This is a genomic window from Evansella sp. AB-P1 (genome assembly GCF_029688925.1).
GTDB lineage: Bacteria > Bacillota > Bacilli > Bacillales > Salisediminibacteriaceae > Evansella.
In genome coordinates, this window is sequence record NZ_JARUKY010000021.1 from 33,079 (window position 1) to 59,402 (window position 26,324).

General features: G+C 33.8%; 28 protein-coding genes. 14 read left to right on the top strand and 14 right to left on the bottom strand.

Features of this window, described 5'->3' with window-relative positions; genetic code table 11:
• Nucleotide 1: 1 nt before the first annotated feature.
• Complete coding sequence (gene pdhA / locus QA612_RS18675; protein ID WP_278285341.1) at nucleotides 2-1,090, bottom strand: pyruvate dehydrogenase (acetyl-transferring) E1 component subunit alpha; 1,089 nt, start codon at nucleotides 1,088-1,090, stop codon at nucleotides 2-4.
• Nucleotides 1,091-1,581: 491 nt separating this feature from the next.
• Nucleotides 1,582-2,232: a YkyA family protein gene (locus tag QA612_RS18680; protein WP_278285342.1), complete on the bottom strand. Its 651-nt coding sequence runs from the start codon at nucleotides 2,230-2,232 to the stop codon at nucleotides 1,582-1,584.
• 282 nt (nucleotides 2,233-2,514) lie between these two features.
• On the opposite strand from QA612_RS18680, the gene QA612_RS18685 reads away from it, so the two are divergent.
• Both QA612_RS18685 and def read left to right on the top strand, forming a co-directional pair.
• A complete protein-coding gene (locus tag QA612_RS18685; protein ID WP_278285343.1) occupies nucleotides 2,515-2,712 on the top strand; it encodes a sporulation protein YjcZ in 198 nt (65 codons plus the stop codon).
• Between the two features lie 129 nt (nucleotides 2,713-2,841).
• A complete protein-coding gene (def, locus tag QA612_RS18690; RefSeq protein WP_278285344.1) occupies nucleotides 2,842-3,426 on the top strand; it encodes a peptide deformylase in 585 nt (194 codons plus the stop codon).
• A 47-nt stretch (nucleotides 3,427-3,473) separates the two neighbouring features.
• On the opposite strand, the gene QA612_RS18695 is transcribed toward def, so the two are convergent.
• Nucleotides 3,474-4,265 (bottom strand): Cof-type HAD-IIB family hydrolase, encoded by a 792-nt coding sequence (locus tag QA612_RS18695; protein ID WP_347568883.1) that lies wholly within the window; start codon nucleotides 4,263-4,265, stop codon nucleotides 3,474-3,476.
• Nucleotides 4,266-5,028: 763 nt separating this feature from the next.
• Between QA612_RS18695 and QA612_RS18700 the strand changes: the two genes are divergently transcribed.
• The 3 genes from QA612_RS18700 to QA612_RS18710 all read left to right on the top strand — a co-directional run bounded on the left by QA612_RS18700 (nucleotide 5,029) and on the right by QA612_RS18710 (nucleotide 8,495).
• On the top strand, nucleotides 5,029-5,238 hold the full coding sequence (locus QA612_RS18700; protein WP_278285345.1) for a DNA-dependent RNA polymerase subunit epsilon: 210 nt from the start codon (nucleotides 5,029-5,031) through the stop codon (nucleotides 5,236-5,238).
• A gap of 1 nt (nucleotide 5,239) precedes the next feature.
• Entirely contained in the window at nucleotides 5,240-6,904 is a 1,665-nt protein-coding gene (gene rnjA, locus QA612_RS18705; protein ID WP_278285346.1) for a ribonuclease J1, read from the top strand.
• 223 nt (nucleotides 6,905-7,127) lie between these two features.
• The gene (locus tag QA612_RS18710; protein WP_278285347.1) at nucleotides 7,128-8,495 is read left to right on the top strand and encodes a hypothetical protein; all 1,368 of its coding nucleotides are present in this window, start codon (nucleotides 7,128-7,130) and stop codon (nucleotides 8,493-8,495) included.
• Between the two features lie 107 nt (nucleotides 8,496-8,602).
• Here the strand turns inward: QA612_RS18710 and QA612_RS18715 are convergent, their stop codons facing one another.
• From QA612_RS18715 to QA612_RS18725, 3 genes are all read right to left on the bottom strand, one after another.
• Nucleotides 8,603-9,268, bottom strand: coding sequence for a potassium channel family protein (locus QA612_RS18715; RefSeq protein ID WP_278285348.1), 666 nt, complete (start codon nucleotides 9,266-9,268; stop codon nucleotides 8,603-8,605).
• A gap of 229 nt (nucleotides 9,269-9,497) precedes the next feature.
• Entirely contained in the window at nucleotides 9,498-9,944 is a 447-nt protein-coding gene (locus QA612_RS18720; RefSeq protein WP_278285349.1) for a TlpA family protein disulfide reductase, read from the bottom strand.
• Between the two features lie 111 nt (nucleotides 9,945-10,055).
• A complete protein-coding gene (locus tag QA612_RS18725; RefSeq protein WP_278285350.1) occupies nucleotides 10,056-10,607 on the bottom strand; it encodes a peroxiredoxin in 552 nt (183 codons plus the stop codon).
• A 314-nt stretch (nucleotides 10,608-10,921) separates the two neighbouring features.
• Between QA612_RS18725 and QA612_RS18730 the strand changes: the two genes are divergently transcribed.
• Entirely contained in the window at nucleotides 10,922-11,758 is an 837-nt protein-coding gene (locus QA612_RS18730) for a mechanosensitive ion channel family protein (protein ID WP_278285351.1), read from the top strand.
• 47 nt (nucleotides 11,759-11,805) lie between these two features.
• Here the strand turns inward: QA612_RS18730 and QA612_RS18735 are convergent, their stop codons facing one another.
• The 5 genes from QA612_RS18735 to QA612_RS18755 form a co-directional block, all read right to left on the bottom strand.
• Complete coding sequence (locus QA612_RS18735; RefSeq protein ID WP_278285352.1) at nucleotides 11,806-12,057, bottom strand: YkuS family protein; 252 nt, start codon at nucleotides 12,055-12,057, stop codon at nucleotides 11,806-11,808.
• A gap of 131 nt (nucleotides 12,058-12,188) precedes the next feature.
• The gene (locus tag QA612_RS18740; RefSeq protein ID WP_278285385.1) at nucleotides 12,189-13,313 is read right to left on the bottom strand and encodes an N-acetyldiaminopimelate deacetylase; all 1,125 of its coding nucleotides are present in this window, start codon (nucleotides 13,311-13,313) and stop codon (nucleotides 12,189-12,191) included.
• Between the two features lie 18 nt (nucleotides 13,314-13,331).
• A complete protein-coding gene (dapD, locus tag QA612_RS18745) occupies nucleotides 13,332-14,051 on the bottom strand; it encodes a 2,3,4,5-tetrahydropyridine-2,6-dicarboxylate N-acetyltransferase (RefSeq protein ID WP_278285353.1) in 720 nt (239 codons plus the stop codon).
• 181 nt (nucleotides 14,052-14,232) lie between these two features.
• The gene (locus tag QA612_RS18750) at nucleotides 14,233-14,856 is read right to left on the bottom strand and encodes a hypothetical protein (protein WP_278285354.1); all 624 of its coding nucleotides are present in this window, start codon (nucleotides 14,854-14,856) and stop codon (nucleotides 14,233-14,235) included.
• A 513-nt stretch (nucleotides 14,857-15,369) separates the two neighbouring features.
• The gene (locus tag QA612_RS18755; protein WP_278285355.1) at nucleotides 15,370-16,038 is read right to left on the bottom strand and encodes a hypothetical protein; all 669 of its coding nucleotides are present in this window, start codon (nucleotides 16,036-16,038) and stop codon (nucleotides 15,370-15,372) included.
• 558 nt (nucleotides 16,039-16,596) lie between these two features.
• Here QA612_RS18755 and QA612_RS18760 point away from each other — a divergent pair.
• Nucleotides 16,597-17,328, top strand: coding sequence for a BMQ_0737 family morphogenetic spore coat protein (locus tag QA612_RS18760; RefSeq protein WP_278285356.1), 732 nt, complete (start codon nucleotides 16,597-16,599; stop codon nucleotides 17,326-17,328).
• Between the two features lie 180 nt (nucleotides 17,329-17,508).
• The gene (locus QA612_RS18765; RefSeq protein WP_278285357.1) at nucleotides 17,509-18,180 is read left to right on the top strand and encodes a hypothetical protein; all 672 of its coding nucleotides are present in this window, start codon (nucleotides 17,509-17,511) and stop codon (nucleotides 18,178-18,180) included.
• A gap of 705 nt (nucleotides 18,181-18,885) precedes the next feature.
• On the opposite strand, the gene QA612_RS18770 is transcribed toward QA612_RS18765, so the two are convergent.
• The 3 genes from QA612_RS18770 to QA612_RS18780 all read right to left on the bottom strand — a co-directional run bounded on the left by QA612_RS18770 (nucleotide 18,886) and on the right by QA612_RS18780 (nucleotide 20,809).
• Nucleotides 18,886-19,131: a glutaredoxin family protein gene (locus QA612_RS18770; RefSeq protein ID WP_278285358.1), complete on the bottom strand. Its 246-nt coding sequence runs from the start codon at nucleotides 19,129-19,131 to the stop codon at nucleotides 18,886-18,888.
• A 43-nt stretch (nucleotides 19,132-19,174) separates the two neighbouring features.
• A complete protein-coding gene (locus QA612_RS18775) occupies nucleotides 19,175-20,251 on the bottom strand; it encodes a mechanosensitive ion channel family protein (RefSeq protein ID WP_278285359.1) in 1,077 nt (358 codons plus the stop codon).
• A gap of 141 nt (nucleotides 20,252-20,392) precedes the next feature.
• The gene (locus QA612_RS18780; RefSeq protein WP_278285360.1) at nucleotides 20,393-20,809 is read right to left on the bottom strand and encodes a universal stress protein; all 417 of its coding nucleotides are present in this window, start codon (nucleotides 20,807-20,809) and stop codon (nucleotides 20,393-20,395) included.
• 294 nt (nucleotides 20,810-21,103) lie between these two features.
• Between QA612_RS18780 and QA612_RS18785 the strand changes: the two genes are divergently transcribed.
• From QA612_RS18785 to QA612_RS18810, 6 genes are all read left to right on the top strand, one after another.
• Nucleotides 21,104-22,210 (top strand): radical SAM/SPASM domain-containing protein, encoded by a 1,107-nt coding sequence (locus tag QA612_RS18785; RefSeq protein WP_278285361.1) that lies wholly within the window; start codon nucleotides 21,104-21,106, stop codon nucleotides 22,208-22,210.
• 286 nt (nucleotides 22,211-22,496) lie between these two features.
• The gene (locus QA612_RS18790; RefSeq protein ID WP_278285362.1) at nucleotides 22,497-23,183 is read left to right on the top strand and encodes an ATP-binding cassette domain-containing protein; all 687 of its coding nucleotides are present in this window, start codon (nucleotides 22,497-22,499) and stop codon (nucleotides 23,181-23,183) included.
• A 490-nt stretch (nucleotides 23,184-23,673) separates the two neighbouring features.
• Nucleotides 23,674-24,102: an Hsp20/alpha crystallin family protein gene (locus QA612_RS18795; RefSeq protein WP_278285363.1), complete on the top strand. Its 429-nt coding sequence runs from the start codon at nucleotides 23,674-23,676 to the stop codon at nucleotides 24,100-24,102.
• A 13-nt stretch (nucleotides 24,103-24,115) separates the two neighbouring features.
• Nucleotides 24,116-24,526, top strand: coding sequence for a YppG family protein (locus QA612_RS18800; protein WP_278285364.1), 411 nt, complete (start codon nucleotides 24,116-24,118; stop codon nucleotides 24,524-24,526).
• Between the two features lie 172 nt (nucleotides 24,527-24,698).
• Nucleotides 24,699-25,448, top strand: coding sequence for an oxygen-insensitive NADPH nitroreductase (nfsA, locus tag QA612_RS18805; protein ID WP_278285365.1), 750 nt, complete (start codon nucleotides 24,699-24,701; stop codon nucleotides 25,446-25,448).
• Between the two features lie 204 nt (nucleotides 25,449-25,652).
• Nucleotides 25,653-26,294, top strand: coding sequence for a class I SAM-dependent methyltransferase (locus QA612_RS18810; protein ID WP_278285366.1), 642 nt, complete (start codon nucleotides 25,653-25,655; stop codon nucleotides 26,292-26,294).
• Nucleotides 26,295-26,324: the final 30 nt, after the last annotated feature.

A 26,324-nucleotide genomic window follows, 5' to 3' on the forward strand; every position in this document is an offset into this window, starting at 1 on the left:
CTTACTTCGACTCCTTTGCCTTGTATTCTTCCATTTGCTCCACTAAATTGTGCGGTTGATCTTCAAACATTAAATTGATTAAATCAGTAACCTTTTGTTTAGGAGCACTGTCAGCCTTTTTAATAGCAGCTTTAATATCCTCTTTTGCTTGTTCTACTACTTCATTTTCTTCTTCTTCCGTCCATAATTTTTTACCTTCAAGGAACTTTCGGAAGCGTACTAGTGGATCCTTCTTTTCCCATTCGTCATCTAAATCAGAAGAACGATAACGAGTTGGGTCGTCCCCCGCCATTGTGTGTGGGCCGTAACGATATGTTAATGTTTCAATTAAAGTTGGACCATTCTCTTCAAGACCACGTTTACGCGCTTCTTGTGTAGCTGCATAAACAGCTAGTACATCCATTCCATCTACTTGAACACCATGAATACCTGCTGCAACAGCTTTTTGTGCAATTGTTTTTGCTGCTGATTGCTTTTCTACTGGAACAGAGATTGCAAATCGGTTATTTTGTACAACGAAAACTGCAGGAAGATTATATGCGCCAGCAAAGTTCATCCCTTCATAGAAGTCACCTTGAGAAGCACCACCATCACCAGTATATGTGATTGCAACTGCATCCTTTTTCTTACGCTTTAACCCCATTGCTACACCAGCTGTTTGTGTAATTTGTGCACCAATAATGATTTGTGGCATCATAACATTTACGCCTTCTGGCATTTGACCTCCAGCTAAATGTCCTCTTGACCATAGAAATGCTTGCTCTAAAGGCACTCCATGAAAAACGATTTGAGGAATATCACGGTAACCTGGTAAAATCCAATCTTGCTTTTCAAGAGCAAAATGAGTACCAATCATTGAAGCTTCTTGCCCTGCAACAGGTGCATAGAAACCTAGACGTCCTTGTCTGTTTAGTGAAATTGCACGTTGATCCCAGATACGTGTATAAACCATACGCTTCATTAATTCTTTCAATTGTTCGTCAGACAAGTCTGGCATTGCCTTTTTATTGACAACCTCGCCATCTTCATTCAGTATTTGAAATGTTTCAAATTGACTTTCAATGTTCTGTAACTCTTTTGTTTTTTCCATGAATGAACTCACCTCTTCCTTTCTTTTCACGATGGGATAAATTTCAAACTGTCCTCACTTAGTCGCCATTGTTTAGGATACCCATAACCTAAAAAACCATGTGGACCTTTGTCCATATATTGTTCCTAAACGTTGTATACCCTTCAGAACGGTTCTTAATCTTTGTTAGTCCCATTTAATAAACAATACTTTCTGTCACATTATATTTAATATATAACTAATACAACTGTGTGCTACGAAGAATAGTTTACACGAAGGTTTTGACGTTAGTCAACGATTTTTTACTTGATTTCATTGTTTTTTACTATTTTTATGTTGCTAACGTTTTTTATCTATTCTTACCAACTGTTATATATGTATTTTAATCCTGTTATATATTCTTTGCAATTTATTTGCTCACAAACATTCTTATAAAAAAACAAACATAAAGAGGGTATTTCATTATGAATACAATGAAATACCCTCTAAATTTAAACTATTGATTTTTAATTTCACTCAAAAACAACATCTAACTCTGCTAAATCATAAAAATCTCTTTTGGATTCATTGAAATTAGCAGTATATTCATTAAATTCTTGATTTAATTCATTAATACGTTGATAAGCTTCATTAACCAAATCATGCTGTTGTTGTAATTCTTCAAAAGCTAAATCTTCTTGAAAGTACATCGTGTACAGTTCAATATCCATATCAATTGTTTCTATATAGTGTTCGTAAAGCTCTTGATATACTTCATATCGATCTTCCATAATACTTACCATTGAATTAGCATTGTTTTGTAAAGATTCATCTTCAATATCATCAATAAAAGGCTTTGCTAATTGAAATTCCTCAAATGCTTCATCAATAATTTCCTTTTCTTCCTCCATCAATTCCCGTCTATCTTCAGCTGATTGAATAGCTTGCTGAGCTAAATATTCAATTTCTTCCATATCAGATGTCTCAGACATTTCTGTATACCACTGTAATTCATTATCTTCAGCTTCCGTTAATGGGTCTTGTTTTTCTCCTACAGCTCTTTCAATACTAACTGCTTCTTCAAGATGCTCGTACATAAATTCAACAGGATTATCTTCTTCTTCACATCCTGCAAGGATTGGTATTAAAAGAACGACGAAAAACAACATAAAAAGTTTTTTCAAATTTCTTCCCCCCTAAAATCATGAAAAAAAAACAAACTCCTCTTTAACAAAACTATCCTACTTTCATACATTTGACAAGACATTTTTTCAAAAAATAATGCCAATTAATATCAATCCAAGTACTTTAAATAGGTATATATCCACTCCAACTTTGTGTATATGCATAGCATATTAGTACATCGCATCACACCTACATTTTATTCAACTCATCAGTAGCTATACCACTAAGTTGAATAACTATGAATAAATAATTACTTTTGACCAAACAAAGGAGGCATTACCATGTACGGATATGGTGGTGGATATTGTGATCCATGTTCATTCAGCTATGGTGTACCACCTAGACCTTTTTACCCTGCTCCAGCACCAGCATACGGTGCACATAGTGGTTTAGGTATAGGAATTGCTTTAGTCGTTATTTTGTTTATCCTAATTATTCTTTTAGGATTCGGAGCTTATCGTTCTGGCTATATTAGATAATTTTTTTGAAACGGGAGTAGAAGTTACTCTCGTTTCTTCTCATTTCACCTATAATAGTATATGATGTGAGTGTGAAATAATATTAATATCTTTTTTTATTTTATTGGACATGCAGAAAGGAGAAACGAAATGTTAACAATGAAAGATATCATTAAGGAAGGGCACCCAACATTGCGTAAACAAGCATCTGAAGTTTACCTTCCACCAAAAGAAGATGATTATAGAATATTGAAAGAAATGATGGACTTTCTTTTACATAGTCAAGATCCAGAAATTGCTGAAAAATATGGTTTGCGTGCTGGTGTTGGTTTGGCTGCTCCTCAAATTAATGTGAGTAAACGTATGATTGCCGTAAGAGTACCAGACCACAATGACAACTTAATTAATGTTGGTATCTATAATCCAAAAATAATTAGCCATTCTGTTGAAACAACTTATTTAGAGAACGGAGAAGGTTGCCTGTCAGTTGATAGGGACGTGCCAGGAATTGTTCCTCGATATGCAAGAATAAAAGTGCAAGGTATAAATCAAGAGGGCGAAAAAGTAACATTAAAATTAAAAGGACTACCTTCTATTGTATTTCAGCATGAAATTGACCACTTGAATGGGATTATGTTTTATGATCGTATCGAAGAAAATAATGATTCTTTTAAACAAACTTTACCTCCTAATGAGGTGATAAAAAGAAATGAATTTGACGAACCTTTAACATAATAATGAAATGCAAAAGCTACGGATTTTTAGTCCGTAGTTTTTGCATTTCATTTTAATTCATTAATTAGATTAAGATCAACAAAGGCCTTGTATAGTCCATCCTTGCTTACGTCATCAGTAACGTGATTAGCTACTTCTTTTGCTTTCTTTACGCCGTTACCCATGGCCACTCCATAACCTACATACCGAAGCATCTCTATGTCATTCAATCCATCTCCGAAAGCAATGGTATTCTCCACAGGAATATTTAATTTTTTAAGCATTTCTTTAATCCCATTAGCCTTTGAACCGTTTGGAGGTAATACATCAATTGCCTTTTCATGCCAACGTACATAATCAAATTGTCTTTGATTTTGCTCATACCACTGTGTCTCATGATTCTCAACAAATAATAAAGCTTGATATATTGGGTTTACATGATGAAAGGATTGATGAAATGTAGGATGTTTTAACTTTAATGAACCCATACTTTCATGAATCGCATGATGATCAGGATGATTTGCAAAAAGCTCATTTTCATTTAGGAAAACCATAGGATGCTCCCTATTCAAAGCTGCTTCCTCTAGATTTAATAAATCCTTCGTATTCAAGGGGTTCTCATAAATCACTTCACCATTAAAAACTACATATGACCCATTAAAGCTTACATAAGAGGTGATTTCTAATTCTTTTATTATATCCCTAAAATGATCTGGAGAACGACCAGTTGCAATAGAAACATAATATCCATTTTCATGTAAACTTTTAATTCCTTCTTTTGCAGATGCAGGAATTTCTTTGTTTTCATTTAAAATTGTTCCATCAATATCTAAAAAAACAACTTTTTTGTTTGTCATCATACATTCAACTACCTTTATATAAATTACTACTTTAAAAGTGCATTTTACTTAAAACTGATCCTACTTCCCTAACTTATACTTCTTTGAGAAGACTCGTAGGATTCCACTCATTCCAATTGGATTAAAATTAATTTTCATACTCCATGGTGCAATTTCCACTTGCTTGTGAGGTCTCCCTTAAAATTACATGATAATTACCTTTCTACCACATTAATTTACATGAATAGATTAACATTTGTCAAAGTATTACCAACGTTTCCCTTACAATATTATAAAAAAATAACAAATACTAATCATAAAAACAAATCGTAAGTCTTGAATTGCAAACAAGGAGGGTTTAAAATGTTGAAAAGGTGGAGAGAACGATTATTAAAACGATGTCGAGATTTACTCCCAAAAAAATTATACATTTAATAAAAATTTTTCACTTTTAATTCTTCCTTTCTTTTTTATAAGAAAGGAGGATTATCATTTGTGTTAAAAAATTGTATAATTGAACAGCGTTTAAACAAATATAGTTCATGGGGATAACATACATAGGATCGAATGATACATTTATAGACAATCCTATCGTATTAATTTAAATATAAAGGCTAATTCTTTTACATTGATATGAGTTTAAGAAGCTTTCGTTTATCCGGTTCGGATGATTCTCTAATAAAGAGAGATATGTTTTCTTTTTTGTAGTTTCTTTTAATCAATTAAAACAAAAATCAATTAGAAAAAGCCAATATAAAAAAAAAGAACAAAAGGAGAGGATTTAATGATTTTTAAAGTATTTTATCAAGAAACCATTCACGAAGTGCCTGTTCGTGAAAAAACAAAAGCTATGTATTTAGAGGCAAACTCTGAAGAGGATGTTAGAAAAAAACTTGCTGATCGTCAATATAACATTGAATTTGTCACCCCATTAAAAGGCGATGCTTTAGCATATGAACAACAAAACGAAAATTTTAAATTGGAGAATGTGTAAAATGAAAGCTAAAAATCATCAAGTTGCGATCTTTGCCCTCGGGGGTTTGGGTGAAATCGGTAAGAACATGTACGGTGTGCAGTTTCAAGATGAAATTATTATTATTGATGCAGGTATTAAATTTCCAGAAGACGAATTGTTAGGCATTGATTACGTTATTCCTGATTATACGTACTTAGTTAAAAACCAAGATAAGATCAAAGGGCTCTTTATTACGCACGGTCACGAAGACCACATTGGTGGCGTTCCTTATTTACTAAGGGAGCTTAATGTTCCAATATATGGTGGGAAGCTTGCTCTTGGTTTAATTCGAAATAAATTAGAAGAACACGGATTACTACGAAAAGCTGAACTAAAGGAAATTCATGAGGACCAAATTATAAAGTTCCAAAAAACGTCAGTATCCTTTTTTAGAACAACACATAGTATTCCTGATTCGTACGGTATTGTAGTAAAAACTCCATCGGGAAATATTGTTCATACTGGTGACTTCAAATTTGACTTCACACCAGTTGGTGAGCCAGCTAATTTAACAAAGATGGCTAGAATAGGTGATGAAGGAGTATTGTGCCTACTATCCGACAGTACTAATAGTGAAATACCTGGTTTTACTATGTCCGAACGCAAAGTTGGGGAAAGTATTGACCAAATCTTCCGTTCAGTAGAAGGTAGAATTATATTTGCTACCTTTGCTTCAAATATTTATCGTTTACAGCAAGCTGTAGAAGCTGCGGTTAAAAACAAGAGAAAAATAGTTGTGTTTGGACGGAGTATGGAATCGGCCATTAATATTGGATTAGAATTAGGTTATATTAAAGCACCTAAAAATACATTTATTGAACCTTCACAGCTTAATAAAGTACCGAGTGATCAAGTTGCCATCCTGTGTACTGGAAGCCAAGGTGAACCAATGGCAGCTTTATCTAGAATTGCCTTCGGAACACATCGACAAATTCAGATCATTCCAGGAGACACGGTTGTATTCTCGTCATCTCCAATACCTGGGAACACTTTAAGTGTTAGTAAAATTATCAACCAACTTTATCGAGCAGGCGCAGAAGTCATCCATGGCTCTTTAAATGATATTCATACTTCAGGTCATGGTGGACAAGAAGAGCAAAAACTAATGCTGCGACTTATGAAGCCAAAGTACTTTTTACCGATTCATGGTGAATATAGAATGTTAAAGCAACATAATGTTTTAGCGACAGACTGTGGTGTACAACCGGAAAATTGCTTTATAATGGATAATGGGGATGTATTAGCACTTGATAAAAATGAAGGTTCTTTAGCTGGGAAAATACCATCTGGTAATGTTTATGTTGACGGAAATGGAATTGGAGATATTGGTAATATTGTTTTACGAGATCGACGTATACTTTCAGAAGAAGGGCTAGTAGTCGTTGTTGTTAGCCTTAATATGAAAGAATTTAAGGTTGCCGCAGGACCAGATATTATTTCTCGAGGTTTTGTATATATGCGTGAATCTGGTGACCTAATTAATGAAGCACAATCAAAGCTTTCTGATCATCTTAATGAATTAATGGAAAGAAAAACGTCACAATGGTCGGAAATTAAAAATGAAATTACGGATATGTTAGGCCCATTTTTGTATGAAAAAACAAAAAGAAAGCCGATGATTCTACCTATCATAATGGAAATTTAAAGCTAATATAAGCCTATTGTTAGAAATATATCTAAGTAAAGACAGACAAGATCCTTATTATTTATCTTGTCTGTTTTTTGTTTTCTTCTTTAAGTACTTTTATGGATTGAATTAATTAGGAAAGTGGAGTAAAGTAGATGACATGTTGTGCAAAATTGAGCATGTGTTTTTGTTCAATTTTTGTAAAAGAAATATAGTTAAGTAAGGTGGCATCAATTCCATAATGAAGCTCCAAGGCATTTATCAGCATTTGTATATTTTTTATTCTATTGTTTTTATATTACATATAGGAAATACCTTCATAAAGAGTAGTCAAATAGACTATTTCGTCGGTTTGTTGGCTATTCCCATGCTCTTTTTATCTTTTATTACAGCAACTAAATTATTTAAAGTTATAGGGTTAGTATTTATTAGTATTGGTTTATTCTTATTTATTTCAGAAGGACACAACTTTTTACATCTACCCTATTTTATGACGTCTACAATTTCCTTATTAGCCCTATTAGCAATGTTGCCATGGATGAATAGTGTTGTTCGAAGTGGCCGATTTGATAAAAAGTTAAATCAATTAATGAGAGCAAATGTTGAGGATTTAGGTAAGCTCTATCCTAGAAGTGCAATTACAGCTTATTCTTTAGGTGCTTTTTTAAATTTAACAGCAGTTCCTGTCTCACAGGCTGTATTAAAAGAAAGTTTGTCCACTGTCAAAGATAAAGTGAAAAACACGTTTATTATTATGACTACATTAAGGGGTTTTTCGGTTGCCCTTTTATGGAGTCCATTAGAAGTAATGGTTGCTTTATCCATTAGTACAACTGGAGTAGGATATGCTAGCTTATTACCATGGTTATTAATCATTTCTATTGCCGCATTTATCGGTGACTCATTATGGGGAAGATTTTTCTATCGCAAGACTCCATATGAATCCCCTAATAAAAATCATCAATTGAATACAAAAGTACTTATGAAGAAAATTATTCAATTAATCATTGCTCTCTCACTTTTTCTAGCAACTGTAATAATAATAGGGAATGTCTTTTATTTGGATTTTATACTAACTGTAACTCTCATTCTTTTCCCATTTGCTGCAGTTTGGTCTATTATCATAAAACGGTGGAGAACATTTTGGACAATTGGCTGGGAAACTTGGAAAGTACGAACAAACTCTATGCAAAACTTTGTTGTACTTTTCCTAGCATTAGCACTATTCTCTAACAGTCTACAAGGAACAACATTATTACAAGTTATCCAGTACCCGGTGTTGAGTGCTGCTGATTATCCTATTCTTATATTGATCATTCTACAGTTAACATTTTTAGTTATGGCTCTGTTTGGTGTTCATCCTGTAGCTACAATTGGAATTTTAAGCGAAGTCATCACACCATTATTAACAGTCATGAATCCATTAAGTATTGCGATCGTTCTTATAACTGGATCTGCTCTTAACTGTACGTCAGGAACATATGGAATGGCAGTTACGTTAACCTCTATGAATACTAAACAAAATCCATATCGAATTACTGCCCTTAATTTACCACATGCTTTGTATGTGATCGTTCTTGGTACTGCAGTTGCTTACTTTCTGTTATAATTCAAGCCACTACAAAAGAAGACGTTACCAAAACTATTACTTTTGGTAACGTCTTCTTTATAGTTTTCTACGTTGTTACTTAGTGTTATCTTTCCTTTTTGGCTATTTTAGTCATCATCGAAAAGTGTATGTTCCATACGATTGATATCTGCATCTGCACCAATAACAATTAGTATATCCCCACTATGGAGTAACTCATTTGCGTGTGGGGAGACATTAATACTTTCTCCTCGCTTAATAGCCATGATATTACATCCGTATTTAGCTCTGATATCTAACTCTATTAATGATTTTCCGTTAACAGCTTTTCCTGCCATTAATTCAACAATACTATATTCATCTGAAAGCTCTAAATAATCTAAGACATTTTTCGAAACGATATTGTGAGCAATCCGTACTCCCATATCTCTCTCAGGGTGTACTACTTTATGTGCACCAATTTTATTAAGAACTTTTTCATGGTAGTCATTTTGTGCTTTTACAGTAATGTGCTTTACTCCTTGCTCAACAAGCATCAAAGTGGTCAAAATACTAGATTGTATATTATCACCTATCGCTACAATTACATGATCAAAATTACGAATTCCTAGGCTCTTTAATGTACTCTCATCTGTTGAATCAGCCACAACAGCATGAGTAGCTACATTAGCGTATCGGTTCACTTTTTCTTCGTTTGTGTCAATTGCTAAAACTTCCATTCCCTGTTTACTTAACGACTCACATATACTTCCACCAAATCTCCCTAAACCAATAACAGCAAATTGTTTTTTCATTTTATGTACCTTCCCCCGTCTAACCCAATATGACCTGATCTTATCTCTCTTTCATCATACAAAGGTTTTTTAAAACCTGCAATTATATTTTTAAATACCCCCACTTAATAAAGCATAAGAAAAGCGTATGGAGCTAGACACCTTACGTAGAGTGAAAATTTTATACTTTCTTTCGAAAAAAACTGTCAACCGTTTACACGGCGACAGTTTCTTCAGTACGTTAAAAATGTTACTCCTTTATTCCCAGTACCCTATTAACTCGCTTCGTTAGCATCTTCATGCCGCCACCACCAGCTTGGAAGTGGCGCAGCTGTCCTTCTTCATCAAAGACATAATAGCTTGGAACATATTGATTTTCAAAGGAATCTGTTAACTTATGTGCATTATCAACAAAGATAGGCTGAGTAATTTCATGCTCTTCAGCAACCTTTTTTATTTCCTCTAAATCTAAATCCTTTTCTGATCTTGGCATGTGTACTGCAATAACATTTAATTGGTCTTTATATTTATCACGAAACTCGTTAACATTAGGCATTGCCTCTTTACATAAACCACAGCTAATAGACCAAAAATGGAATAGTGTTGGTTTGTGCCCAACTAAATCGTCTCGCTTTACTTCCCCATTTAACCAAGTTGTAGCACCTTCTAATTCCGGCATTGGAGTTCTTAGTTTCATTATATTCACCTCTTGTTATAAGCTTCTTAAATATCAAATGACATGAAAAGCCCTATTTTTTTAAAATGTACAAAAAGGCCTAACAATTGCTAGGCCTTTTTATGCTTACATTTATACCTTTAATGTTTCTTGACCTGGCTTCCAGTTTGCTGGGCAAAGTCCACCTGTTTGTAATGCTTGTAGAACACGTAATGTTTCATCCACATCACGTCCAATGTTGTTGTGGTTTACAACAGAATACATTAACTCCCCTTCAGGGCTAATGATGAACAGTCCACGAAGGGCAATACCTTCGTCTTCAATTAATACACCATACTCACGAGATACTGTATGATTGGTATCCGCTGCTAATGGATATTTAAGATCTCCAAGACCATTATCATCACGATTTGTATTAATCCATGCTAAATGAGTGTGGATAGTATCAGTAGAAACACCAATAATTTCAGCATCTAGATCTTCGAACTCGTCGTAACGATCACTTAAAGACGTAATTTCTGTAGGACAAACAAAAGTGAAGTCCATTGGATAGAAGAAAAGAACTGTCCACTTATCCTGCTTCATATTTTCTTCAAGACTAACTTTACCGAATTCCTTATTTGCTAAAACAGCATCCATTTCAAACCTTGGCGCTTGTTTTGCTACCATACGCTTATCTGACATATGTAACCCTCCTAATTATTAACCCTTATTTACAAACATTATTATAAAATAAACATTATCAATAGTCAACCAATATGTGATAAAGTTTGACAAATTTCTTTCAACATTATGCCCCTATTCGTAAAATTATAAACTCACTTTTTGAAATGATTTTTATCAATTTGTGTCAACTGTCACAATTAATCATTATAAAGAAATCTTTCTCAGAAACAAAATATTTTGAATCAAAAACGTATTATTTTTGTCTTTGTATAACTTATGTTAAACTCATATGACGAGGTTTGTATAGTAAAAATATGAAAGGAGTCTTTACTATGAATTGGATTAACGACATTGTATGGGAAGACATTTGGACGAGTATTATAGTAGCAGCTGTACAATTAGTCACTATTTTGATTGTATATTTTATTGTCCGTGCTATTGGGAGACGACTTATATCTAATAGCTTTGAACGAATGAGTAATCAAAAAAACATGTCTATTGGACGAGTAAAAACTTTAGAGAAATTAGCTTTAAATGTTTTTTCATATATAATTTTATTTATTTTAGCAACATTTTTAATAGGGATATTTGGCTTAAATGTTACAGGCTTAATCGCTGGTGCCGGGATTGTTGGACTAGCAATTGGTTTTGGAGCCCAAGGTCTCGTTAGTGACGTTGTAACAGGTTTTTTTATACTATTGGAAAAACAGCTTGAGATTGAAGAATATGTCACAGTCGCTGGTGTAGATGGAATTGTAGAAGAGATAGGGTTACGAACAACAAAGATAAGAGGTTTTGATGGTACAGTCCATTTTATACCAAACAGAGAGATTAGCACCCTTAGTAACCATTCCCGTTCTAATATGCGAGCCCTAGTTGATATAAGTATTGCTTATGATGAAAATATAGATGAAGCTATTGCTGTTATTCAAGCAGTATGTGACAAAATTGCAGTAGAAGAAGAAAATAAGATTAAGGAAGGTCCAAATGTCGTTGGTGTCCAAGCCCTTGGAGATAGTGATGTAGTTTTACGGGTAATTGCTAAGACAGAAAATATGGAGCAATGGGGTGTTGAAAGAAAGCTACGTAAGGAAATAAAAGAAGCATTAGATAAGAATAATATTGAAATCCCATTTCCTCATCAAGTTTACATACAGAAAAATACTTAATACAAAAAAGAAAGAGAGGCTGTCCATTGGGCAGCCTCTTCCAATAATTATGATGATTGATTCACTTTAGAATCTACTTGTTGACAAATTTCTTCAGCAGTCATGCCGTGAGCATTAATAACTGATCCTTCTGTTGATGTATCTTGCATTCCCATCATGTTTTCATCTTGGCCAGTAATGACACAGCAATCACATCCTGCTGCATCCTGCTCCTGCTGTAAAGAAACAACTTCATGCCCTCGTTCTTGTAATGCTTGCTGTACATCTGTTAATGATTGTTCAACACCAATTTTAGCCATCGTTCAGTACCTCCTTTTATCTGTTACAACTAATAAGATGACCAAAATTTTGGAAGCTATGCAAAAAATTCATTTTTAAAGAAAAAAACGTGTTACATGGTAGAAAAACCATAACACGTTTAGAATATATTTTATCCTTTTAAATAATCAATAAGTAAAGGAACACTTCGGGTTATTGCTTGTTCATTAGCATTAAGCTTAGATGAGTGCAATCCATATTCACTTTGAACCCCTAGCCAAAACATAAAGCCTGGAATTTCTTCAAGGAAATATCCGAAGTCTTCTCCAGTCATTGCCTTATCACAAATAGTAACATCCACATGGGGAGAATCTTCCGCAAAGCGAATAAATTCCTCCGTCAATTCAAAACTGTTGTATACCTGACAATAGTTTGCACCGTAATCAATAGAAGAACGACATTCAAAGCTAGTTTCAATCCCAGCTACAATACTTTCAATTCTCTTTTTCACTTTATCCATTGCTTCAATAGAAAGAGTTCGAATGGTTCCTTCTAATCGAGAGGTTTCTGCAATAATGTTTTGCTTCGTACCTCCAGTAATTTTCCCGATGGTAATAACAGCAGAATCTAATGGTGATACATTTCGAGATACGATTGTATGTAGCTGAGTAACAAGATGACTCGCAGCTACGACCATATCATTCGACTGGTGTGGATAAGCAGCATGTCCACCTTTCCCAGTTAGATCAATAAACAATTCACTAGTATTTGCAAAAAGTAAGCCTGTTTTCGTCCCTATCATCCCTACAGGAAGCGTAGGATCAATGTGTAAAGCAATCATTTGATCTGGCTTCCATTCTTGAAACTCTTCTGACATAAGCATTGGTTTTGCTCCACCTGGCCCTTCTTCTGCAGGTTGGAAGACAAATAGTAAGTTGTTTATTGGACGATTCTTCGAAAAATATGTCAATACAGCTAATGCAATAGTCATATGGAGATCATGTCCACAAGCATGCATCATCCCTTTATGCTTTGAGGAATATGCTAGTCCTGTTTCTTCTTCCATTGGTAGCCCATCCATATCTGTACGATACCCAATTGTTTTTGACGGATCAGATCCATTTACTTTAACTAATACTCCTGTTTTCCACGTACGAACTTCCAAATTTTCAGTAGGGAGACCCTTAATATAGTCGAGTAAATACGCTTGTGTTTTTACTTCTTCAAAGCCTATCTCCGGTATTTGATGAAGCTCTCGCCGTATAGTAATAAAGTCTTCTATATTAAGAGCATCCATTTCTTGTTCAGTCATTTCTTATTCCTCATTTAATTTACGTAGTTCTTGTTTGATTTCCGTTTTCCCTTTTGTTTTTTCATCAATTTCTTTAATGACTCTAGCTGGAGTACCTGCAACTACAGTGTTTGGAGGTACATCCTCTGTAACAATAGCTCCTGCAGCAACTACTGCACCTTGACCTACTGTTACCCCTTCTAAAACTACTGCATTTGCACCAACAACAACTCCATCCTCTACGATTACAGGCTTTGCAGATGGAGGTTCAATAACACCAGCTAATACTGCTCCAGCACCAATGTGACAATTCTTCCCTACTGTAGCTCGTCCACCTAAAACAGCGTTCATATCGATCATCGTACCTTCACCAACAACCGCGCCAATATTAATAGATGCACCCATCATAATAACAGCAGAATCACCAATTTCCACTTGGTCACGAATTATAGCACCTGGCTCAATACGCGCATGGATATTTTTCATATCAAGTAATGGGATTGCAGAATTTCTACGATCGTTTTCTACTACGAAATCTTCAATTTTCCCTTCATTTTCCTTAATTACTTGTTGAATATCTTTCCACTCACCAAAAAGGACCCCTGTATCACCTTGGATGAACGTTTTCGTATTTTCTCCAAAGTCTACCCCTTCTAATTGCCCTTTTATATGTACTTTTACAGGTGTAGATTTCACACTATTGGAAATAAAGCTAATAATTTCATTTGCATCCATCATTTTCATTTTTTCTTCCTCCTCTTTATTGTCTTATTAACACATACTAATAATAGACATTCATGAAAAAAAATGCAATCATAACGTTATGTATAATCACTTATTGTATAGTTACACCACGTATTAGAGTTCTCTTTCAAGTATTAAATAAAAAGACGTTTGCTTACATTCTGTAAACAAACGCATTTTATCAATCTGTAAACAATGAATCTTCTAATAACCATACACAGAATGGTTCATCACCTTTCTGTTCACGTTCAATCATCACATCGTATTCTCTCCAGTCATATATTTCCATCCATAACCCATCCATTTCGTTTAATCCTTCTAATTTTAGGTCAGGTAATAACGACTTTTCTGATTCCTTCCACTTGTCCATATTAAGGTATTTTTTAGGTACTGCAATAGCATTTATTTTCTCCGTTTCTGGATTAACGAAGTATGTCCTCATTCCATAATCAAAATAATATCCACCTTGATACATGCCACGTTCATTTGGTTCACCTTGAACCTTCAATAAAACGTCTTTCCCATCACCAATTTGTACTTCTTTATCTATGAAAGTAGCTTCCATGTAATCCTGTTCATCAGATTCATCTTCATATGTTTTATTTGAGACAGGAATTATGTTCGTATTACTTAATTCCTTTTCATTATTCTGCCAATCTTCCCCCTCACTAATCATTGGAAGAGAATTGTATTCGTGTTGTTTTGGAGTTTCTGTACTTGATGCATATGAAAAAGAATAGTAAGTTGTTATTGAAATAATTACACCTAAGATTATTAACATTATCCAATTTCTATTCACCTTCAACAGAATCCCTCCTTTTTTATAGCATTCCCATAATTAAAACTAGTTAACCGTCTTTCTCTTCTATTGCTATGTATTGATTTTGCATTTATTCTACTAATTTATCTAGTAAACTTTGTCTTTATATATTAGACGTGTTAAAACCTGAATAGTTTCAAATTTTTCTAAGGTTAAATTAAATATGTAATACATTCCTTCGCGTAATTCTAGTATTAACAACACACCTTTAAACATTACCCAAAATAAAAAGAGCTAATTCCGTTAAATTGGTTTTAGCTCATAATTATCTAATATATTTGTTTGAAATTATTATAATCATTTATTTTTCCTCTTCTTTAACCTCTGTCCACATCCACAGCCACCCCTACTGGAATTCCCTTTTCGGTATAACGCTTTTTTCTTTGCACTGGAAGAGGAGCTGCTTCTAATTTTTCTTATAGCCATCATCAACTCTCCAAACTTTAGTAAGATAATAATAATATATGTGAAGGTTGATGATTTGTGTATAAGTTATGCCTATTCATCATTGTTACTTTTTCTTCTTTTTCTTTTTTTTCTATTCTTTAAGATAAATGTATCAGACCTAATTTTATTTACTTTCTTAGGATGCTTAGGTAGTAAATGAGATTGTGGCGTATTATGTTTTACACTTTCGTAAAACCATGTGCTCTTCTTTCTAGAAGGAATTGTATCGTTATTTGGTTTCTTCTTTGCCTTCTCTCTTTCTTCTGTATCTAACTCCCCTTCATAAACTTTTAATTTTTCTTTTAGGTCATTTAATTCTTCTTGATATTTTGAAAGTTCCTTCTTTCTTTTATCGTCTTCTTCTTTATATTGTTCCAATTGCTTTTCTAGCTGAATCTTTTCTTCAAGAACTACTTTCGATCTATTCTTCTCCTCCGTTAATTGATTTAAATTCACTGTAAGTTGTTGAACCTTCTTTTCTTTATCAATGAGCTTTTCTTTCGTATTATCCAATTCCACTTGTTTACTTTTTAGATTGTTTTGTAAATCATGATTATTTACCTTTAATTCTTCTAAGAGTTTATAATGATAATTTTCTTCATAATCCCTAATCTTTGATTTATAACGTGATAATTCAGATTTTAAATGAATGATCCTCTGCTTCATTTGTAACTTTACATTATTTCTATTCCTTTTATCTAACTCTATACGTTTTACCATTCCCTCCCACTCCTCGTTATATGGGTTAGTTCATTGTATGCATATTTCTACTATGTAATGATAAACAGATTTGAATAACGCTATATTTTCTAAAAGAAAGCCTAAAGAATTACCCGGGGCTAGGTGGTGAAAATGGAGTGGGATGGAACGAATGATTAACCTGATCTTTATTTGCCGATAATATTAATTTTGATATCAGCTATTTTCAGGGTAGTCCTCACATGCAAGTGAACATTTGCACCATGCAGGATGAAAATCTCTTTCTAAGGTATATTCCCTTCCTGCAAACCTTCTTTTTCTCCATTTGTGGGAACATTGGCGGCTTCTATCTTACCGCATTTCAATTTTTCCACTAATTGCGGGCAGATTATCTTATTTTCAGGGTAGACCTCACATTCACGAATTACTCTTTGTTCAGCGTTCATAAATGAAAGAGGAAAAATAACTTATAGAAAATGGCTTAAAATGGGCATTGTTCCTACACAACAGACCTATGGATTCATATGATGAAGTAGTTCCCATATAAACCCTAGAACTGAGAAAGGATGAAAATAAAATATGCATAAGCTAGAAAGATTATGTATAAAGGTCCCGAAAGTCTATGACTGGATTACTCATCCGGCTGAAAAAGAATTTCAATTCACACAAGATGACATTGTTTTCTTTACGGAAGAAGATCCAGATAAGCAAACTAAAGAAAACTTAGTTAATGATGTTTGTGAATATTTTCTTCCAGCTGATGTGGAAGTAAGTTGTCAATTATTATTGCCTGACCCTGAAAAAAGAAAGGGTAAGAAGAAAAAGCATGACGACCCTTTATGTAAAGAAGTAGGAGAGAGAAGAGATTTTTTTGATGAAGATTTGGACACGACATTACAAATTGTAAAAATTCAAAAGCAAGGACAATTTCAAATTGTTCTAGAAGCTGAAAGCAATCCTTCAAAGAAAAAACCTGTAATTGCACCTCTTTTTTCAGAACCAATTGACTTTTTTAAGCTAGAGAAATTTATTCTATGTGCTCCTGAAGGAACAGATGTACTTTGCCATGTGTATGACTTTGACTGTGAGGGGTCATTCATATGTAATGGAGACGGAACGGAGTGGACAATTGACCTTCTTCTACTTATTTGTCAATCAATACAAGTTGAAGCAGAAGTTAAATTAGAAGTCGAAGGAAAAATATGTCAACCTAGAGATATTATTCCGATTCCTATTATTACGAAAGAATGTCCAGAGTTTGAATTTCCACCACAATGTCCAGAAATATTCCCACCTCATAAGAAGAAATAATTGTTTAATAGCATACTATCATAATAGTAAAGGAGGAGGAGTACTCCTCCTTTATCTATGCCATATATAACGAAAGGTATTTCATTGAAACGTATTTTTGCTTATTTCTCTTCCATTTTAAATAAAAGTAAATTACATACGATTCACCTAATATGATTACGTAAGGGGAGGAAATGCTGTATGAAAAATAAACGTAAATATAATAATAGGGATTCTTTACTTCAATTAAAACAAAAAACAATCCACTACAAATCAGAAATAGCAAGATACGAAAAGATGATAAAACAATATGAAAATGAATTAATAAAAACAAATGAATTTGATAGCAATCAAGAGATTGCAAGAGTTATGATAAATGATAAGAAAAAACAAATCATAGAAGAGTTTCACAATGCAACTTCGTTTTTTAATTTTTCGACTATTCTCCCTGATATGACCGATGAAGAACAAGAATTATTAATACTAGGGAACTTTATCATAAAAAATAATGGAAATATGCCCCTACATCATCCATTCATCTGCATAAAAATTACACCTACTAACTCTGCGTACTTAAGTGGAAAAATTGCACTAAAAAATATGGAATTAAATAATGAATTAGATTTAAATGAAGAACAATGGAGTTACATGCACAAGGATTGGAAAGATAAAGTTCGTTCTGATGGGCTTCATTGGCTAAAGCCTATGCATTGCGAACAACTCAATCCGAATGAGGCTCTTACTTTTTCAAATTTAAATGTACGAATAAAAAATAAGGAGGAAAATACGAAAGTGATCATTGAGGGATATATTTTTAGTGATGAGCTACGTAAAGGATTACGTTCACTTAATAATATTTCTTTTCAATTTTAGAAATTAAATAACAAGTTTATCCACAAGCTATAGACTAGGTATTTCATAGTGGCCTGGTCTTTTCTCTTATTATTCTTTTTCTCCTCTGAACTCCTTTAATACTTTTCAAACAGTTCCTTAAAAATCGTTAATGCTTCTTTCTCCTTAATATAAAAATTGATGGTAGATTTTCCAACTATATCGGCCTTTGTTTTATTTATCCTCTCATTGTCTCAGATAAATAATTTGGTGCATAATATTCATCATCATATATAGAATCATAGCTGAAATTAGCTTTTTTAATACCAAAATTTAAACAAGCACCTAATCTTGTAACTTCTGGTAATTGATAGATAGACACATTACCATACAAGGAAGATTCGTTCAGCCATATGTCTTGTTACATTCTATCTTTATTAAGTATCACAATTAGTTCTTTATTCATCCATTTTTGTTGCAGCATAATTACGCATAACATTCCTTAAATAATTTTCTAATCATTTCAAGTAATTATAGTAACATCCACTCCGTTTATTCCTTACTCTTTTTCATTCAATTCTCCATGACACTACAATCTATAATCAACTCTTCCCATTAAAAGAATTAACGTCTCTATACACTATGTGTAAAATTACACATAGTGTAAGGTACCCTATATAATATAAAAAAGAAGTGGCACATTTTTTATACACCACTTCTGACATGTTTTACTATGAGGTTATAAAATTAATTATTTTTAACCTGCTGTACGAGCTCTAGTAGCTTTGTTTTATCTAACCCAATAACACTATCACCTTTATAAAAAGTAGCTGGAGTTCCTAAAACCTCTTTATCCTTCCACTCTTTAAAATGATCCACATTTAAAGATATATTTTTTTCTTCAAATGCTACTTCATTTTCCTCTAAAATTTCTATCACTTTTTTGCAGTAAGAACATCCTTTACTTGTGTAGACAGTAATACTATCCACCATGAAAATCCCCCCTCAAATTGGTGAAATCATTATATAACTTTGTCTATTCTGTCCTATCGCTTTTTACTGGTTCCTTTTTCTCTAAATAAATACTTCTACTTGGAAAGGCAACAGAGACCCCCTCTTCTTGTAAGATTGTCATAATACGTAAATTTACATTCTCTTTCACCTTAAGATATTCCACCCAAGCTGTTGTCTTTGTAAAAAAATAGAGGAAAATATCTAAGCTGCTATCATTAAATTCATTAAACCTGACCATAATTAACTCCTGATCAATATCATCATGATTTCGTAGCATATCGTCAATACGCCTTACACAACGTTCTACTTTTTCTCTCGGGGTAGAATAAGTTACACCTAAATTAAATGAAATTTGTCTCTTCCCCATTTGTGTCCAATTTGTTATAGGTTCATTCGCTAAAGTAGAGTTTGGTACTGTCACAATCGCTTGAGCAAAGGTACGAATCTTTGTGCTTCGGAAGGTTATATCCTCCACAGTTCCTTCTACACTTGGGGTCTTAATCCAATCACCTATAGAAAATGGCTTTTCTGTTATAATAACGACTCCACCAAAAAAGTTCCCTAAAGAATCTTGAGCAGCTAATGCAAATGCTAGTCCACCTAAACCTAGTCCCGCTATAAAACCACTTACATTATAATCCCATTCATTTAAGACGATACTTATTGCCATAGCAATAATAGCAAAACGCAGAAGTTTTGAAATAAACGGTAGTAAAATATCGTCAACTTCTAAATTAAAGCGGCTACCAACCTTCAGTAACAAGCTGGAGCTAGTAGCAGATAAATTGTATAGTCCCGAAGCAATTAAAAAAATTATAAACGAACGTAATATTAGAATAGCAGGTTCATCAAACCGTTCAGGAAAAGGTAAATATACAAATGCTACATAAAAACCAATAAACGTGAAAAATACTCTTATAGGCTTTTCAAAGGAAAGAAGAACGTTTGTAATAAGATCTGTCGGAACCTTTCTTGACATTCTTAAAATAAGTTTAAAAATATATGTAGTAAATATCTTACGAAATACATGAAAAATAATAACAATACCAATGGCAATTCCTATTTCTACCCAATCAAAATTATAAACACTGTTCCACACATTTACACCATCCTTACAACAAAACCGTCTAAGAAAAATTATACTATTTTTCATGTCCTATGCCTATAGGAACTAATTCAATAGCATTTTAATCATAGACAGAAAATAACTCCCCATTGGAGAGTTATTATAAAAAGTAAATCACTTATTTGGGACAACAGTCACTGGGCATGGAGACAAGTGTAAAACTCCATAGCTTACGCTTCCTAAAATAGCACTCACCACTGGGCCATTTCCCCTAGATCCCATTATAATACAACGGGCTTTTGACTCCTTTGCTTCATTACTTATTTCTATGGATGGGATGCCAATCCTAACCTTCGTATCATACGAAACCTTCCCATCTATTTGTTCAATAGCATCTCTTAATAGGTGTAAACCTTCTACTTCCTTATTTCTTTTCTCGTTCTTCCCTATTACTTCCTTAGCATAATGAGGTCCATTTTTTTGTTGAACATTTAATAAAAGTAATTTTTCTTCATATTGATTTGCCATTGAAATAGCAAATTCTAAAGCTTTCAATGCATGTGTGGAACCATCAATTGGTACGATAATCATTAGACATCCCCCTCACATACTTGCTTTTTCTTTCATCATATCCTGTAGAACTCAGTCTGTAAACGCTTTATTCATCTCTTCACAAAATACTTCTTTTTTCATATTCCCAATAAACTTTCGTATAAACCTCTTTATTGACCCTTTTTTGACGTTTATGTGAATTAATCACATGTAGATTGAAATGAAATATTTGAAAGAGGTATTCTTAACATAGATCAAAATGTTCGTTTTTCTAAACTTTTTACAAACATATTCATTTTCATTAAATAAGACATGAATGAAGGGGAGAAATGTATGACAGGAATTCATCATATGACTGAAAAAAAGGGAAATGGGGTAGCATTATTTACAAAGGATTATATTCCAAGGGTCATTTTTTGGGAGTTAACAGAAGGGTGTAACTTAAAGTGTATACATTGTCGGGCTACAGCACAGCCTATTCGAGCTAACGATGAACTTACAACAGAACAAGCCTTTAAAGTGATTGATCAAATAAGTAAGCTAGGAAATCCAATTGTCATTTTAACCGGTGGCGAGCCTTTGTACCGACCTGATTTTTTTGAAATCGCAAACTATGCAAATACTAAAGGATTAACCTTAGCAATGGCCTCTAATGGCACACTCATCAACAGCAATATTGCAAAAAGTATTAAACAATCCGGGATTCGAAGAGTGGCAATAAGCTTCGATGGTCCAAACGCTTCTATTCACGACCAATTTAGAGGTTTACCCGGATCCTTTGAGGATGCAATTAGAGGGGCAAAAGCTGTTCAAGACCAAGGAATTGAACTACAATTTAATACGACCATTACAAAGCATAACGTTAATAAAATTGAGCAAATGCTTCAATTAGCGCAAACACATAATGTCCATGCCCTTCATTTATTTATGCTCGTGCCAGTTGGATGTGGTGTTGAAATCGTGGAAAATAATATGCTCACTGCTGAAGAGTACGAAAATGTATTAGGATGGTTTTATGATCGTTCACGGGAGGTTGATTTTGAAATACGGGCAACATGTGCTCCCCATTATTATCGGATAATGCGAGAAAAAGCAAAAGAAAACGGAGAAAGAATTACACGTAATTCTCACGGTATGGCTGCTGTTACGAAAGGTTGCCTTGCCGGAACAGGTGTATTCTTCTTATCTCACAAAGGAAAAGTGAGACCTTGTGGTTACTTACCTTTGGAAGCGGGAGACATTCTTAAACAACCTTTACAAGACATATGGGACTACTCCCCTTTATTTCAAACACTACGTAATAATGAGATGCTTGAAGGAAAATGTGCTATATGTGAATATGTAAATGTATGCTCTGGATGTCGAGCTCGAGCATATTATGAAACAGGAAACATGATGACAGATGAACCTTACTGTACGTATGAACCTAATAGGCTATAATTTAAATCAGTTTATTTACAGGATAAATCAAGGGCGTTTAAGTTGAAGGTAAAAGTTCTAGTTTCCCAACTAGTAAGATGATAACTTGGAAAAGGTTTATCCTCTAACCACAATTAACCTTTTTATAGTTTAAAGTTCAAAAAGTATAAAAAATTGTCACACTTTTTAAATGAATGCGGTTTCAATCTTTTTCTGGAAATGGTTTAATATTAGTAAGAGAGTTTCATTCTGTCACTAGTGAGGATGAACAGTATTGTTTTACCAACATGTGGGGGTGGCTTTAAAGATGTATGCCGTAAATCTTAAAAATATATTAAAACAATTTCACAATGGTTCAGAAATGAATATATTATTTAAAGACATGAATCTATCTGTATCTGAAGGGGAACTGGTTGTAATTTCTGGTGCTGAGCAATCAGGAAAGTCAACCTTATTACGATTAATTGCTGCAATGACTCCTCCAAATAAAGGAACAATCGAGGTTTTTGGACAAAATATATTATCCTTACCTAAGCGTCGGGAATGGCGTGTTGAAAATATTGGTTTCATAACAGACGAAGGTAGTTTAATTCCTTACTTAACTGCAAAACAAAATCTCCTTCTCGATCTACCAGAAGATGATGATAACTATATGGAAAAAGAAAAGGAAGCTGAGCAAATTTTACGAGACCTTGGCTTTAATGATGAAACCCTTGAAGAAACACTAGATGGTCTTGATTCAAAGGAACAGGCACTTGCCACGGTGGGACGTATCTTCTTCACTAATCCAAAGCTAATTTTAGTTGATGAACCAACAAAATCACTTGTAGGTGAAGAAGGACATGAAGTGTTGAAACAACTTCTTCGTTTTGCAAAGAAAAAAGGATCAACAGTAATTATGGTAAGCAGTGACACTACTATTACTGAGGGTGCTGATCGAGTTTTACTACTAGAAAATTGTCAAGTATGTGAAAATGAACGAAATATTCAATAATCAGGTTTATGTTATCGGTGCTTCTCTGTAAGAGAGCACCGATTTATTCTGCCCCGGCAAAGACCGCTAATATTGTCAAGATTGTATAGACAATTACAACCCCTGCAGCACCTACTAAAAATAAAACAATTAAAATATTTTGAAGCTTATCCACTATAAACACTCCCCTTCAAAAACACATTTCCATTATACTCAAATTTTACTCTTATTATCTCCCAGGTGCTAGACAAGCACATTGAAAAAATAATAAAGAAAATTCACGTAGTATAACTAAATGACAGAATGAACAATCCACCGTCTCTTGATTTCATTTTCCCAACGACGATCAGTTCTCATTTAATTACGTACATACTTCTTTTATAATTGTTTCATTAAACATTTAAAAAACATTGTTTCTTAAAAAATTCTATATATTTTCAGGCAGCTGCCCATGCGCTACTCCTTTTTATTTCATACGATACTAGTGGAAACAATAGTGAGGTGATGTCCAATGAGTAAAGAAAAGAATCGTCCTTCTCTCCCGTTTAAGGAAATTCCATTTGGGGATATTTTGCAATCCATCGATTCATTTTTTCAAGATACTGTTCGTTCCTTACAAGCTCCACGCTTCATTCCTATTCACCAATATGAAACAAAAAATGAATACATCATTGAGGCTGAGCTTCCAGGTGTAAAAAAAGAACAAGTATCTCTAGATATTTATCACAACTTTATAAAAATCTCTGTTCAATCAGAGGAGGTTGTTGAAGAAACCGATGATATAAATAAAACGTATAAACACAATCATCGATTTGAACGTGCTGAAAGAGTGGTTCAAGTACCATTTGCTGTAAATGAATCAGAAGTTAAGGCGGAATTAAATAATGGTTTACTTCGAATAAAAATTCCAAATAAAAAGAAACGAATCGAAATTAATTAAGGAGGGTTGAACAATGTACTTTCCACCTTTCCATGGTAGGAATTATCATCAATCAATGAACAATGGAATGTATCCTCCACAATTTTATCAACAATCTAACTATTGGCAACAACCTAACCAACCACCAATGCAGCAAAATCAAGGGCAGCAGCAGTCACAGCAACAAAATACGCAACAACCACCGCAATCTCAATCACAACAACAGCAAATGCAGCATGCCCCTTTTTTTCATGGAGGACCAGGAGGATACAGTTATCCACCACATGGAATGCAAAAAACTAGCTTTATGTCAGCCTTTAAAACAAAGGATGGTAAATTCGACTTTGAAAAAGCATCAACAACAATAGATCAAGTAATGAAAATTGGTAACCAAGTATCACCAATCGTAAAACAGGTCGGAGGATTTTTCACTACAAAGAATTAATACTACCTATCATTTACTTTCATTCATTAAAACGGACGGACAAAAACAGTCGTCCGTTTTTATCTATGTTTTCATCGAACAAGCTTATTCATTATTCGAAAGAAAAGAATATGCTAAAATGAAAAAAAGAAAGTACAATAGAACAAAACGCTAAATATGGAGGGAATAAATCATGAATGAAATCATTGAAACATTGCTGAATCACCGTTCTATCAGAAAATTCAAAGATGATCCATTACCAGATACGCAAATTGAAATGATTATTAAAAGCGCACAGATGGCTTCAACCTCCAGCTTCATCCAAGCATATTCTATTATTGGTGTTAAAAATAACGAGACGAAAAGAAGACTAGCATCCCTTGCTGGCAATCAACCTTATGTAGAAAAAAACGGGCACTTTTTTGTTTTTTGTGCAGATTTTTATCGTCATGAGCTAGCAGGGAAAATGGAAAAAGTGGATATAACAAAAACGTTACAAAGCACCGAAAAATTTATGGTTGCATTAATTGACGCTTCATTAGCAGCGCAAAACGCAGCCGTTGCAGCGGAATCTCTTGGGCTAGGAATATGTTATATTGGTGGTATTCGAAATGAAATAGAAGAGGTCTCTGAGCTATTAAAGCTTCCACCTTATGTCATTCCATTGTTCGGTCTTGCTGTAGGTGTACCAGATACAGAAACGGACAAAAAACCACGATTGCCTATTCGTCACGTCTATCATGAAGAAGTATATAACGAGAAGGAACAAGAAATATTAGCACAGTTAGATCACTATAACTATGTCGTATCAGGCTACTATTCAAAACGAACAAATGGGAAACGTTCTGATCGATGGACTGAGCAAATGACTAACATGTTGTCTATCCCTAAAAGAACAAACATGAAAGTCTTCGTTCAAAATAAAGGATTCTTAAAAGACTGATAGAATTTAATGGGCTTACTTCATAAGCAGTAAGCCCTTCATTTATAGAAAAAAGTTAATAAATTCTAACCCATCCTTTCACACTTCTTTTTCCCCTTAAATGGTTTCATTCGATTAATCCATTGCATATAATAAATCAACTTACAATTCCTATTATATCAATATGAATTATGCGATTAAACCTTCTTACTTGAGGTGAAGAGTATGGGATTAGAATTTATAGATTTATTTGATCGTTGGGCTCAGTCATACGATACAACGGTTGAAGGAATGGATGAGGAATATAGGGAAGTATTTGTTAATTATAGGTCTATTTTACAAGAGGTTGCGAATCGTGTTGAAGGAAATATTTTAGAGTTCGGTTCAGGAACCGGAAATTTAACACAATTGCTCTTAATAAAAGCTAAACATGTAGTCGCTATCGAACCTTCAGAAAAAATGAGAGAAGCAGCGAGAAAAAAACTACCAGATGCTACTATTTTGCCTGGTGACTTTCTACAATTTTCAATACCTGAAAATGAAATAGATGCGATCATATCAAGCTATGCCTTTCACCACCTTACAAATAAAGAAAAATTCAAAGCTATAAAAAAATATTCACACCTTTTGAAGAGTGGTGGAAAAATCGTTTTCGCTGATACAATGTTTAAGAACGAAGCTGAAAAAAATGATATGATAGAAAAAGCAAAAGATAACCAATTTTTTAACCTTGCAGAAGATCTACAAACAGAATACTATCCTACAATCGCTACAATGAAAAGCCTGTTTGAAGCAGGTGGATTTGACGCAAGCTTTCACTCCATGAATTCATTCGTATGGATTGTAGAAGCAAGAAAAAGAAGCTAGGTTATCCACTGATTGAAGGAGGAAAAATAA